Consider the following 13129-nt stretch of genomic DNA (forward strand, 5'->3'; position numbering starts at 1 on the left):
ATTCTGTGCAGCATTGCAGCGGCGGCTATAAGCCGTTCCAGCGTGTGCGTACGCGGCACAGTTCTTTATTGTCGTCTTCGTTGCGGATGCTGTGCAGCAGACAGTTGTCTTCGCCTTGCTGCCCGATGCTGCTGGAAAGATTCTTTCCGGCAAAGCATTCTGCTCTGAAGGAAATATTGATATACTGGATTGTTATGTCTGGTGAAGTGCAGACGGGTTCTGTGGCCCATTCCAGATAGTGCACGTTGTTAACGTGGCCGTTGATATCAAGATCGGCTTTGCGTGTGCGCAACGTCACGGATTTGGCCGGAGTTTTTAACCGAGGCAGTGTGCGCGATTCAAACGGCAGACACGGCGGATTATCCTGCGGGTAGCCTGTAGTAATGAACTCCGGCAGCGGGCTCATGCTCCTGCTCTCAAGGTTTACCGTTACCCATGCACTGGTGCCGCGGGCTAAGGGCTCACCTTCTTCGCTGATAAGCTCATAACAGCGGTAGGCCATGTGTCGCTCATGCGAAGAAGGCCACGTGACAACAACGACAGACTCCCCGACATAGGGTAAGCGTTCAATAACAATCTGAAGGCGGGCCAGAACCCATGCCAGATTCTGTTCAAGCAGGCGTTCAGCAGGAAAGCCCATCGCACGGGCATGGTTTGATGCTGCTTCCTGAAAGTAATTCGCAATGGCTCTGATGCTTACATTACCATTCTGGTCGGCATCATAGGTGCGAATTGTAAACGATTCTTTGTGCGGGTGATGTGCGTGTGTCGTCATTTCTTGCTGTTCTCAATGGTAGCGCTTTGCGCCTGACTCTGTTCTGGTGTGTCGCCGGAGTAAAGGCAGAGCGGGCAGTTTGCGCCCATGTCAGCTTGGTTTGCGTCATAGCGGTAAGCGCTGTGCTTTTCGCATACCTTGCTTTTAGGCGGGGCGCAACGTGCAAAGAAAGGTGTTTTTGTGATGCGATGTTAACTAGGTAGGATTCGCGTTTGTCGCCTCATGCAGAAGCTTATCGCCTCCGAGGGGTGCTTTATTCTCATACGGAAACTGTAATGTGTTGAAAATGTATATTTAATATTTTGAAGGAAGGCCACTGTCTTCATGTGTGACTGGGGGCATGCAGTCCAGAGCGGATTAATGCGTATGCAGTCTTGCGGGGCTGACTCTGTTTATGACGGAGTACACAGCTTCCGGCTGCAACAGCGGATATAGCGTAGTCCTCGCCAGAGTAGAGGATTCGCGTAAGGTACAGGGGATATCCCCTTTATGGAGAACTACGCAACACTGTAAGAATTTCCAGTTGCGAAGCCTGCCATGCAGGGTAGGCGCCTGCCGCCAGCCCCAGCAGTACAGAGCCGGCGCACGTGCCGATAATCAGCAGCGGATCATAGACGAAAGGCAGACCGGCAAAAAAGTATACCAGCGTGATAAGCCCTGCTGATGCTGCAACCCCTGCGGCACCGCCAATGCCCGACATGATGGCCGATTCCATTAAAAACTGCCCCATAATGTTGCCGCGGGTGGCTCCCACTGACCGCCGGATACCTATTTCCAGTCTGCGGGCACGTACCAGCAAAATCATGATGGACAATATGCCGAGGCTGCCCACCGAGAATGAAATTCCCGACGAAAGCAGGCCCAGTGTCCATACCAGATCCAGCGCTTTTTTTTGCAGCTGTGATGCTTCCTGCGCAGTGATTATGGAAAAATCATCACCGCCTTCTTTGGTGTTGTGGCGTTTACGCAGAATTTCTATGGCTGCTTTTCTTGCAGCATCTTCGGATGCTCCGGCTTTCAGGTTCATAAAAACGCCTGAAACCCAGTCCTGATTCGACATGCGGCGCATGTAGGTAGTCAGGGGAACGAATACCTGTTCATCCTGATCGGTACCGGAAAGGTCACTGCCTTTTTCTTCCATAATGCCGACAACTTTCATGTTGGCGCGGTAAAAGAATACTGTCTGCCCCAGAGCGGCTTCGGGCGAGTCGAACAATCTGGCCGCAATGGTGCGTCCCAGTACCACCACTTTGTCCCGTCGCTCCAGCTCCTGCTCTGTAAAAAATCTTCCGGCGTCAATGGTGATGCTGCGTACAGCCGTATAGTCCGGCAGAGTGGCAACAAGCTGGCATTGTGTTGCGCTGCGTCCCACGCGGATGGGCATGGTGCGACTGATGTAGGGAACACCTTTATCGACCTGAGGGATAGATTTGATCAGGGCTTCTGCATCACGCAGGGTGAAGGTTGTTGTTTCTCCTCTGAAGCGTACAGAGCCGCCGCGGCGGAAGCTGATGGTGCCTGATGCGGCCTGAAACAGGTTCGGGCCCAATTTGGCGGTTTCAATTTCCGCTTTGCGCACAAGCGATTTGGAAACATGTAAGACACCTGTCAGTACCAGAGCACCCAGAAAAACCCCCAGCATTGCGAGGATGGTTCGCATACGATGGGTGGAAAGTGATTGCATGGCTATACGCAGCCCGCCGAACATGCCCGTGGTTCTGGTCATATCAGGCGTCTCCTCGCAAGGCACGGATGGGGTCGAGCGTAGCGGCATTACGGGCTGGGCGCAGGCCGAAAATTATTCCTACGGCAACGGCAGACGCCACACCGATAAAGAACACCTTCCACGAAAGTTGCAACTCTATAAGGTCAAACCCTGAAAGTATTTTGCCGAGTACAATACCCAGCCCCAGTCCCAGCAGGCTGCCTATCACTGTCAGTGCTACAGATTCGATGAGAAACTGCATGACAATGGCGCTGTTACGCGCGCCCATGGCTTTTCTCAGACCTATTTCCATCTGGCGTTCTGCAATGGATAAATACAGCAGGTTTGCCAGCACAAAGCCGCCTACCACCATGGCTGATGCAGCCGTGATTCCCAGAAAAACCACTAGGCTGCCTTGCAGCATGGCAAGAAACTTCATGACCTCATCGGCAGTGATGATGGAAAAATCGTCCGGCTCATTGTCGCGCAGGTTATGCAGGTGGCGCAATAGGCTCCGTAAGCCTTCTTTATGCTCTTCCATCGCTTCTGCATTGGTGAACTTGACCCGCAGGGCGGGAAAGTAGCGCCTGTCCATGTTGAACCGCTGGGTAAGCGTGGTCAGCGGCACGATGATACGGTCATCCATGCGCGCGTTGGGAGAACTGGTGCCTCGCTCGCTGAGCACTCCGGTGACTGTAAAGGGAATATCATTTAAAAAAACAGTTCTGCCGATGGGATCACTTCTGCCGAACAGGATTTGTGCAGGCTCAACTCCCAGAAGGCATACCCGGGCACCACGGTCAACATCGGGCTGAGTGAAATCGCGCCCGAGCGAAAGAGGCCAGTTCCATGCCTCGGCATAGTTGGCTGTAGAGCCTATGACACGGCCTACTTCCACATTGTTGCCGTTGGCTTTTGCTGTAATGCCCTGCTTGGAACGCATGGGGACAACCAGATATACACCAGGCAGCATCTGCCGGATGCTGCGGGCGTCACGGTGTGTCAGTGTGGTAAGCCGCTGGCCTACAGCTCTGTTGAAAACATCTCCGCCGAAAATCAGCGCGGCATCCGGCCCGAAGTCACTGGTGATTTCGCGTGCTTTTTTTTGAGCACCGTCCACAGCGGCAACAATGACAGTAAGCGATGCAATGCCCAGCGCAATGGCGGCTATTACAAAACTGCTGCGCAAGCGATGCGCCCAGATGGCGGTAAACGCAATACGCCGTATACGCCACAGGCTGCGCAGCGTGAAGGCAATACGTTGCCGTAGCGTGCGTTCCCTCGTGGTGTGTTCAGGAAAGACAGATGCGTAACGGACAGAGTCAGAGTTCAAGCAGGTGCTCCTTACGGGGAAACTATACCGTTATTATGTAGGTAAAAAAAGCCCTGAAACACACTTGGCGGAAATATGGAGCCTGGGTGTGCCCTGTCTGTTGTGTGCTGTAGTGGTATGAAACTGCGTGGAGATGATAAAAAAGCAGGCCACCTTTGTGATGGCCTGCCTGTTATTATCGGAGATTGAGATCAGCAGCGGCTGTAGCACAGCTCTACGTGTTCCTGTGCTACGGGACGTGTTGCCATGCTGATGCCGATGGCCAGCGCAAATGAAAGGGGCAGGGCCACCACGTTGGGGTCTACCCATTGCAACAGATGCAATGCACTGCCTGGAACAGCGTTTGCCACAAGCGTTGCTTTGCCGGTAAGCCATTTACACAGGCCGATGGCAGCGGCTTCTTTTTCATGCACAAAAAGCAGCCAGAACATGGATGTGACAAAACCGCCTATCATGGATACCTTGGCGCCAGCTTTTGTTATACCCCGCCAGTACAGCCCGAGAGCGTAAGCCGGCAGAAACGTGGCTGCACACAGTCCAAAGAAAAACGCTGTGGCTCTTGCAATAACTGACCCCGGCAGCACCCATGCCCAGATGAGCGATGCCAGAATGGTTACCACCACGCCGATACGGTTGGCTTTAAGCCCTTGGGACTTTTTACCAAGGGTTCTCGTCATGATGTCGTGGCCCAGCGCGGTGCCGCCGGTGTGATATTGACCTGACATGGTAGACATGGCTGCGGCCATCATGGCCAGCAGGAAAAAGCCGGAGAACCAGTCAGGCATCATGGTTTCGACATAGGCGGGAATAATTTTGTCCACGTTGCCTTCACCCATCTGAATGGCGATTTTACCGAACTTCTGAAAGAAAACAGCGTTTGAAAGCGATCCTACGGTAAAGGCTACGCCGGTCATAAGCAGAATGAATACTCCGCCGAAGAGAACGGCTCTGTGCAGCTCTCTGTCGGATGGAACAGTCATGTAACGCACGGCAAGCTGCGGCTGGGCAAGTACACCCACACCTACACCGTATACGATAGTGGTATAGATGACTAACCACAGGGGCGAGCCGGTCACAGTACCTTGGGTCCAGCCAAGCAGGCCGCCAGCCTGCAGTTTTTCAGGCATCAGATGGGCCATGTCGGTCAGCGCCTGATGCGCGGGAACAACGCCCCCCAGCATCCAGTAGGTGTACCCCACCAGTGTAAGCATCATGAAAACCATCAGCGTACCTTGAAATGCGTCAGTATACATGACAGCCTTGATGCCGCCGGTAATGACATACAGCGCCAGAATGGCGGTAACGATGAGCAGGGCGGCTACGTAGGGAATACCCAGCGAAACTTCTGCAAGCCGTGCAATGCCGATGAGAACTGCGGCCGCATACACAGGAATGAACAGAAAAATGATGCTTCCGGAAAAGCCCTGAATAAACTTTGACTTGTACCGTCTGCCCAGCAGTTCGGGAAACGTGTGAGAGTCAAGAGCAAGCCCCATGCGGCGGGTGCGCCTGCCGAAAAAGATCATGGCTATGAAAACACCCACGCCGATATTGAGCACTGTCAGCCACAGGACGGAGAAGCCGAAAAGAGCTGCCGCTCCGCCAAAGCCGATAATGGCTGAAGTTGAAATAAATGTGGCGCCATACGACATGGCCATGACAAACGGGCCTGCCTGTCTGCCTGCAAGCATGTAGTCCGCGTTGTTGCCTGTTTCCTTCCAAGCCTTCCATGAAAGCCAGAAACAGCAGCCCAGATAAATTGCGGTGGCGATAAGTTTGCCCGTCACTGTGTGCTCCTTCTGCGACTGTTAGCGGGTTTCGTGTTCGGGCTGGTCGTCGTCCAGTCCCGGCAGCGGGCCGGAATCCGGAGCGCCTTTTTCATTCCAGTTCCATAAGCCCCAGACAATGCAGCTGCATGCTGCAAACAAGCTCAGCCAGAAGGCCAGAGCAGCCTCCAGTGAACCGAGTCCCAACATCATGCTCATGCTCCTTTGCGTTGATGTCCGGCAGGTGCATGCCGGACAGGTGGTTGCCGGCCAGATGCGTACCGGACGGATGAAACAAAAAAAGGTCGCGGGCTGTAAGCCTGCGACCTTCGGGTGCACTGTGTTTCTGTTTGCTAGTTATCAGACAACAGCATCCACCTTCCGGCCACAGGCGCGACCGAAAAAGAAAAAGCTAAAAAAGCTAAAGTAAAAGGCGGATAGTTGTTGCATCATGTTTATATGCTAGAGTGATACTTTTTATTTGTCAATGGGGAATATCTGTATGGAATGGACGCATTTCTTATATTCATCTGCAGGGTCAGCGCACCTGTTCGCTCTCTATTTGACCGTCGCGGAAGACTATTCTTCGCCTTGCACGTGCGGCAGTCTCTTTATCGTGCGTGACCATGACTATGGTTTTTCCCAGTTCGTTAATTTTGCCGAACAGGTCCAGAATGTCCGCACTGGTTGCAGAATCAAGCTGTCCTGTGGGTTCGTCTGCCAGAATGAGCGCAGGGTCAAGCAGCAGCGCACGCGCCAGAGCCACACGCTGTTGCTGGCCGCCGGAAAGGCTGGAGGGCTTAAAAGTCATGCGGTCGCCAAGGCCCACCTGTTCCAGCAACATAACCGCCCGTTGGCGTAACGTGCGCAGAGGTATATCGCTGTACAGCCCCGGCATAAGTACATTGTCCAGTGCGGTGGAATAAGGGATGAGATAAAAGTTTTGAAAAACAAAGCCTGTCAGCCTGTTGCGGTAGTCGCTTAGCTCATCGTCGCTCATTGTGGAAACATCGCGCTCTTGCAGGTGGTAGCTGCCGCCCGTCGGCCTGTCCAGCAGCCCGAGTATGTGGAGCAGGGTAGACTTGCCGGAACCGGAAGCCCCCTGCAGCGCGACGAACTCTCCCTGACTTATCTCAAGATCAAGCGGGCGTACAGCTTCTACAGTCAGGTCGCCTTGCCGGAATGTGCGGTACAGCCCGCGAGTACGGATGAGCATGCCTTTCTGCGCGTGTGTCATCGCATGCCGCCGCGTTTTTTGGATGCGGAAGCTTTGCCCAGATCGACTCCTACAGCCACTTTGTCGCCAAGCTGAAGCCCGCTGAGAACTTCGCTCACGTCAAGGCCGCGCAGACCCAGTTCGGGGTATGCTTTACGTACCGTGCCGTCTGCATTCTGCACAAACACTGTCTGCTCGCCGTCCACCCACTTCAGGGCGGCATTGGGCAGGGCGGGAACGTTTTCCTTAACTTTTACAATAACGCTGCACTGTGTGGTCATTTCCGGCCGGAGCCTGCGTGAGGTCTCTGGAGTAAGTTTTACAAGAGCCTGATAGTACACGATGTTGTCACGGACCTCCGGCTGGGGATAAATCTGATCCACTGTGCCGGTAAATGTCGTGTCGGGGTATGTGTCCACTCTGAATTCCACAACCATGCCCGGCGTGACTTTGCCCACATCAGTCTCATCAACGTAAATCCACATTTCAAGCCTGTCGGGGTCAAGCACTGTGATCAGGTTGGCAACTTCCAGACCTGCCACAACGGTTTCACCTTCCTGTGCGGTTACCTGGCTGACTATTCCGGTGATGGGGCTGTAGATAGTTGTGTAGGACATACGTATACGGGCAGATTCCAGATTCGCTTCGGCCTGTTGCAGAGCCTCTCTGGCTTTGTCACGCTCCAGCTGGAACTCTGTCTTCAGCCTGCGGAGTGTGGCTTCCCGGGCACGCACCGTGTTACGGGCGACGGTGGCTGCCTGCTCGGCATCATCCAGCTTGTTCTGTGTCTCAAGGCTCTGGGCCACAAGCTGCTGGGTCCGGTCAAGACTGAGCTCCGCAAAACGGTGCTCTGCACGACCGGCCTTTAACTGCGCTTCGGCTTCGTCAATCCGTAGCGGATAAGAAAGCTCTATCTGCCGCAGTTCTGCCTGTGCCCTGTTCATGTTGGCTTTCGCCTCGTTCAAAGAAGCTTTTTGTTCGCGGTCATCAATTTCGGCAATAAGGTCGTCCTTTTTAACCGCGTCACCGACGCGAACGTACATACGGCGGATCAAACCGGTTGCACGAGTGCCTGTTTTTACAATGGCTCCCACTTCCGGTTTTATGATGCCTGTCGCTTCCAGCACTTCACGCACTTTTCCGGTGCTAAGAGTTTCTGTGCGCGTTATTACCACCGCGTGGTCTTTTTTACCGCCCAGCAAAAACCAGCCGCCGACGGCGGCGGTGCAGATGAGAATCAGCGAGATGAGTATAATTTTACGCATAGGTGTGTGTCGCAGAGTTGCAGTTTTTCGGGCAATAGAGCCGTATATCTTTGCAAAAGCTATTAATCCAGTAAAGACTCGTCAATATGCCCCGACTGAGCCTGATGAGGTATTGTAACAGCAAAAGTGTATGATAGGTATTTATTTAAGTTTGTTATCGTCCGTGGGCTGCTGAAATAAAAATGTTCCGGCGCGTTTTGCCAGTTTGTTTTTGTTCCAAACCGCGGGCGATATTGTGTACAGCACATGTGGCCGCAAAGGATGTTGCGGCGGCAGGTCGGGGTGCTCGAACGGGCCTGCAAACTCCATGGAAAGCCGCTGCATGACGGCCTGCGAACGTACATTAAGGACGGCTGTAAAAGAAACAACTTCTTGTAGCTGTAATTTGTTGAAGGCCACATGTAACGCTGCTGCTGCGGCTTCCGTTGCATACCCTTTGTGCCAGTGATACCTGGCCAGCCGCCAACCTACTTCAATGCATGGTGTGAAGGGCAGTTCACTGCCTGGCGTGTGCAGGCCGGTGAGGCCGACGAAATCGCCGGTCTGTCGTTCTTCCACCGCCCAGAATCCCCATCCCCGCTCGTGAATAAGCTGATGGCAGCGGTCTGCCATAGCGTCGCTTGCCGCACGGGGTAAAGTGGCAGGGAAAAATTCCATCACCTCTGGATCGGCATTCAGCATTGCAAATGGCTTATAATCTTCGGTCCGCCATTGCCGCAGAATCAGGCGGGGAGTGATTATGGTAAAAGTAGCCAAGACTTGTATCCGTTCGGTTGTTGTTAAAGTGATGCAGCGGGACTGGCTGCCGACAATCGTTACACAGCCTGATTGGTACCATATGTTATTTTGCCAAAGAAAAGGGCCGGATTACTCCGGCCCTTTGAATATGCTTGCTATTGCCTTCAGGGGCAACAGTGAAAGTCTTGCTAGATATCCAGCACTTCGCATTGCAGGCTTTGTTTACCATCAACAAAGCGGAAGCCGAAGTTGGCCCAGAGAGCTTCCATCAAATCGATGCCGGCAGTAAGGTCGGCGGTGCCGCGATTGTATGAAAAACGGAAGAACTCCAGAAAATCCCGTGTTTTTTCATTCAACATGGGGGCTTCTGCAAGAGCTTCTTCTTTTACGCGATACTCAGGATAATGGTCCATGGTCGCGTATGCATAAATGAGCGAGAAGGAAAGCTGTGTCACCTTGCCGCGTACATTCTGCAGGAAAATGGCAACGTTCGGATTCTTGCGGTATTCGCTGATCTGGAAGCGGATCCAGTCGTAGTATTCACCTCGGTTGTTCAAAAGGCGGATGTTACCGTCGAGTGACTGTTCCAGATCCTGACGTGCTCTGTCTGAAAGGGGCTGTTTGTATACATCGCGTACCAGAGCATCGCGGAATTCAAACGAACGGCGGCTTGCTTCGTATTCGCCGTATAACGCGTATAGATTCATAAAGTAGTTGGCGTACCTGTCGGGGCGGCCGCGGCGAACAAGCAGGGGGAATCGGCCCCGGTTAACCACTTTGGTAAATTCGTGCCAGTAAATGCAGAAGCGCACCTGCTCGTCGTACCATTTGCTAAACAGCTTCGGGTGGAACAGCAGCACATAGCCGGAGGGCGTATGTGAGGTACGGGAAACCGGTTCAAGACCGGGAGTAGAACGGAAGTCGGTTGTTCCTTCCAGCTCGTTGACCTTGGCGTCAAAGTCTTTGGGAACAATAATCTGGTCTACAGGAAAAATAAGCTGAACACGCTTTGCTGCTTCAGCCAGCATACCCAGTTCGTTTTTTATGGCCTGTCGTTGGGTGTTGTTACCTGTTTCTACGTAAATCTGCATGTCATTCTCCCGGGCGAAGCGCCGCCCGCGACTCGTTTAGCGTGTGCGCTGGTGCTTGTAAACCCCGCGTATAATGTGCCAGATACCCTCTGCAAAAAATAAACAGGGTGTGTTGACAGTGTAAAAAGCAGATTTATTATCAAGTCAAGACAACATTCAGGAGGTCATTACTATGGTAATTGATTTCAGTTCTCTTTATGAGATGCCAAAAAGTATTGAAAGTTTGTTTGATGATTTTGCGCGTATGAACAGATCCGCTTACGCAAGGAACGCTACTGCAGGATTGAATATTGTTGAAGATGACAACAATTACTATGTTGATCTTCTCGTACCTTCTGTTGAACATGAAACTATTGATCTGACAATTTCTGATAAAAATCTTATCATCCGTGGTGAAGTGCTTAAGAATGCAGGAAAATATTTCAGGCAGGAACGCGGTCACGGATCGTTCCAGAGAGTTATCACACTGAATGCGCCTATAGATAGAGATGCAGTAGAAGCCACATGCGAGAATGGTGTTTTGCGTGTTGTTCTGCCAAAATCAGAAGCAATCAAGCCCAGAAAAATTGCCATTTCGTAATGGAGGTGTATTATGAGCAGTGAAGTTATAAAGAAGACAGAAAAGGCGATGCAAAAAGTTGTTCCGGCTACAGACATTATTGAAATGGAAGACGGCTTTCATATCATGGTGGAATTGCCCGGAGTATCCGGTGACGGCTTGAATATTGATCTGGAAGAAAATGAAGTGGTGATTACCGGGCGCAGCAGCTATGTAGCGCGTGAAGGAAGAAAGCTGCATAGTGAATTTGAACCGTGCGAGTTCATAAGAACCTTCACAGTATCTGACGTGGTAGATAAAGAACGGATTACAGCCTCCATGAAAAATGGTTTGCTGAATCTGCATCTGCCTAAGGCTGAAGCTGCAAAGCCTAGAAAAATCGAAATCCGTTCTGCGTAGCAGATAATCATAGCGACCTGCTTGGCGCAAAGCGTATCTGTAGTGGAAGCAACAGTATATCTGTAAGCCTGAAGGCCTCCGGCGTGCTTTGTCGGGGGCCTTTTTATTTGATTCATGCGGCAACAGGGTGTTTGCGGGGTTGCCATGCGGACGGCAAAGGCGTATTAAGCCCGTCCGCCCTATGAGGCTTTCCGCCACAGGTTCGTCCTGTGGCTCATTTTTTGCCGGTTGTATACGCCGGACTTCGACAGGTTCGTATACGGATTATAATCCGTCTGAAACAGAAGGGGATCCCATGAGCACATCCGGACTGACGGCTGGCGATAACATTACCACCAGCTGCACCAGATGCAATGACGTTACTGGCCACGTTATCGTGGCTATGGTAGGCAACGAAGTTGTCAAAGTTCAGTGTAAAGCTTGCGGAAGTGAGCATAAGTATCGCGCACCCAAGCAGCCCAAATCCAAACCGCAGGCTCCTGCCGTGAAGAAAGTGCGTGCCGGTGCCTCGCGCGAGTCTGCTGCTCCTCGTGCTTCCGCTGCCAGTGGCGAACGCACTGTGTCTGCATCGCGTTCCGAGGCAGCCCGTAAGGCTGCTGACACACGTGCTGCTGCCCGTGCCGCCCGTGAAGCTGCTCAGACTGCAGAAGTATGGCTGAAAGCTATCACCGAGTCCGAAGACCGCGACGGTACACCGTACAGCATGAAGAAAACTTACGAAGTGGGCGAGGTCGTCTCTCATCCTACATTCGGCGTGGGAAAAGTTCAGCAGCTTATCAAACCTGACAAAGTGGAAATTTTGTTCCGTCAGGGCCTTAAAATGCTGCGCTGCACCATCTAGCGATATATACCAGCAATGGTTCCTGCAGGAATCAATGCCGTAAAACGTCCGGTCTATCTGACCGGACGTTTTTTTATTTTCCTGCAGACAGTTGTAGGTGATGAACGTGCGGATGCAGTCTGCAGAAAGAGAAAGGATGCTTATATACCGTATGGGTAGACTCCAATTGTGAACGGCTTTTGCATATTTGAGTTGCTAAGGAATATTTTGCCTCTTTAGCAGTGGCTGAGTTCTTTGCGGTAGTTATTTGAACCAAGGAGAATATCATGCAGATCAGCGGATACCGTGGATTGGAGTTTTGGAAGCTGGAAGCGGCAACCGGAGCTTCTGAACAAGCTGATTCCTCACCACGGGCTGTAGGAATGAGCGGCAGCGGAGATAGAGTTAGTATTTCTGCTGAAGCATGGCGCCTGATGGAAGAACAGAAGAGCAAGGCAGTGGAAAACAGCCGCCATGCAAGGGGAATCAGGGAAGAGGAGGAAGAAACCGTAGAGAGCATAAAAGCCAGAGCAAAGGCTCAGGGCGAAGAGACTAAAACATTTGCGAGCGGCGGGCAGGAACAGGTGGCGCAGCTGGAAAAACAGATAGAGGCGCTGGAAGAGAAAATTCAGGAGATAATGCAAAGCAGCATGTCGGATGAACAGAAAGAGCAGGCGACAGGCCCGCTTTATTCTCAGATCAACCAGCTACGGCAGCAACTACAGGCACTGCTGGCTTCTCTGCAAGGGTAGCCGAAGAATTTAGATCTATAGAGAACGGTCATCCGTCCGATAATAGTATGAGACGGAGGTGAAACATGGCTATCAGTTTTGATCGATTCCCCCTTGGCATGGATGCCATTCGCCGTGATTTGCAAATGGACGGGGCAGAATTCGGCCCGCGTAAGACTGCAGCGGGAACACTGCATACCGGTACCGCTGCCGAAGCGCAGCAGGCCGTAAATCAGGCTTCGGGTGGCGGCATAGTTGTTGAAATTTCTGACGAGGCGCGCCGCAAGGCGGATGAAGAGTTCGGTCAGTCGTTCACTTCCACATCAGGTAAAGTGGAAAAAGAGGATGAAGACAAAACTTCTGTAGAGCAGGCTATAGACCGCATCAAAGAACGAATCGAAAAGCTTAAGCAGGAAATCAGGGAAATTGAACAGAAGATAATGCCTGAAGAGCTTAAGCAGAATATGCTTGAAGCCAAGCGTAGCGAGTTGATGCAACTGCAACAGCAACTTTCGGAATTGCTCGGCAAGCTGGGCGAGTCGGCAGGTGCAGGGCGCGATGGCCGTGGAACCAGTGCTCAGGGGGCCGGTGAACTGGTTCGGCCTGAATAGACTTGTTTTGAGTTTCGCTGGTTATATCCGGAAGTCATTCGTACTGCGGCGAACGGTTTCCTGTAGCTCGTTTTGTCTGTTGAATCTGTATGCGTTTTTGTAAGCCTGCGCTCCGGCACA

The 13129-nt window shown here is 52.2% G+C and carries 14 protein-coding genes; 5 read left to right on the plus strand and 9 right to left on the minus strand.

The window, feature by feature from the left end:
* Window positions 1-25: 25 nt before the first annotated feature.
* The 9 genes from ACK5LI_RS11875 to ACK5LI_RS11915 form a co-directional block, all read right to left on the minus strand.
* On the minus strand, window positions 26-775 hold the full coding sequence (locus ACK5LI_RS11875; RefSeq protein ID WP_416949571.1) for an acyl-[acyl-carrier-protein] thioesterase: 750 nt from the start codon (window positions 773-775) through the stop codon (window positions 26-28).
* Window positions 776-1262: 487 nt separating this feature from the next.
* Window positions 1263-2501 (minus strand): ABC transporter permease, encoded by a 1239-nt coding sequence (locus ACK5LI_RS11880; RefSeq protein ID WP_416949573.1) that lies wholly within the window; start codon window positions 2499-2501, stop codon window positions 1263-1265.
* Between the two features lies 1 nt (window position 2502).
* Window positions 2503-3738: an ABC transporter permease gene (locus tag ACK5LI_RS11885; protein WP_416949715.1), complete on the minus strand. Its 1236-nt coding sequence runs from the start codon at window positions 3736-3738 to the stop codon at window positions 2503-2505.
* A gap of 266 nt (window positions 3739-4004) precedes the next feature.
* Window positions 4005-5600: a sodium:solute symporter family protein gene (locus tag ACK5LI_RS11890; protein ID WP_416949575.1), complete on the minus strand. Its 1596-nt coding sequence runs from the start codon at window positions 5598-5600 to the stop codon at window positions 4005-4007.
* A gap of 21 nt (window positions 5601-5621) precedes the next feature.
* Window positions 5622-5792: a symporter small accessory protein gene (locus ACK5LI_RS11895; RefSeq protein ID WP_416949577.1), complete on the minus strand. Its 171-nt coding sequence runs from the start codon at window positions 5790-5792 to the stop codon at window positions 5622-5624.
* A 325-nt stretch (window positions 5793-6117) separates the two neighbouring features.
* Window positions 6118-6816, minus strand: a complete 699-nt coding sequence (locus ACK5LI_RS11900; RefSeq protein WP_416949580.1) for an ABC transporter ATP-binding protein — start codon at window positions 6814-6816, stop codon at window positions 6118-6120.
* Window positions 6813-8060 (minus strand): efflux RND transporter periplasmic adaptor subunit, encoded by a 1248-nt coding sequence (locus tag ACK5LI_RS11905; RefSeq protein WP_416949582.1) that lies wholly within the window; start codon window positions 8058-8060, stop codon window positions 6813-6815. The genes ACK5LI_RS11900 and ACK5LI_RS11905 overlap by 4 nt, the downstream gene beginning before the upstream one ends.
* Window positions 8061-8201: 141 nt before the next feature.
* Entirely contained in the window at window positions 8202-8816 is a 615-nt protein-coding gene (locus ACK5LI_RS11910) for a GNAT family N-acetyltransferase (protein ID WP_416949584.1), read from the minus strand.
* A 170-nt stretch (window positions 8817-8986) separates the two neighbouring features.
* Window positions 8987-9889 carry a hypothetical protein gene (locus ACK5LI_RS11915; RefSeq protein ID WP_416949586.1) on the minus strand — a complete coding sequence of 301 codons (903 nt, stop codon included), beginning with the start codon at window positions 9887-9889 and terminating at the stop codon, window positions 8987-8989.
* Window positions 9890-10061: 172 nt separating this feature from the next.
* Here ACK5LI_RS11915 and ACK5LI_RS11920 point away from each other — a divergent pair, with 172 nt between their 5' ends.
* The 5 genes from ACK5LI_RS11920 to ACK5LI_RS11940 all read left to right on the plus strand — a co-directional run bounded on the left by ACK5LI_RS11920 (window position 10062) and on the right by ACK5LI_RS11940 (window position 13009).
* Window positions 10062-10469 (plus strand): Hsp20/alpha crystallin family protein, encoded by a 408-nt coding sequence (locus tag ACK5LI_RS11920; RefSeq protein ID WP_416949588.1) that lies wholly within the window; start codon window positions 10062-10064, stop codon window positions 10467-10469.
* A gap of 12 nt (window positions 10470-10481) precedes the next feature.
* Complete coding sequence (locus ACK5LI_RS11925) at window positions 10482-10847, plus strand: Hsp20/alpha crystallin family protein (RefSeq protein WP_416949590.1); 366 nt, start codon at window positions 10482-10484, stop codon at window positions 10845-10847.
* A gap of 295 nt (window positions 10848-11142) precedes the next feature.
* Entirely contained in the window at window positions 11143-11688 is a 546-nt protein-coding gene (locus tag ACK5LI_RS11930; RefSeq protein WP_416949592.1) for a hypothetical protein, read from the plus strand.
* A gap of 266 nt (window positions 11689-11954) precedes the next feature.
* Window positions 11955-12419 carry a hypothetical protein gene (locus ACK5LI_RS11935; RefSeq protein WP_416949594.1) on the plus strand — a complete coding sequence of 155 codons (465 nt, stop codon included), beginning with the start codon at window positions 11955-11957 and terminating at the stop codon, window positions 12417-12419.
* Window positions 12420-12484: 65 nt separating this feature from the next.
* A complete protein-coding gene (locus ACK5LI_RS11940) occupies window positions 12485-13009 on the plus strand; it encodes a hypothetical protein (RefSeq protein ID WP_416949596.1) in 525 nt (174 codons plus the stop codon).
* Window positions 13010-13129: the final 120 nt, after the last annotated feature.

The sequence above is a fragment of the Oleidesulfovibrio sp. genome (assembly GCF_047973035.1).
Lineage (GTDB): Bacteria > Desulfobacterota > Desulfovibrionia > Desulfovibrionales > Desulfovibrionaceae > Oleidesulfovibrio.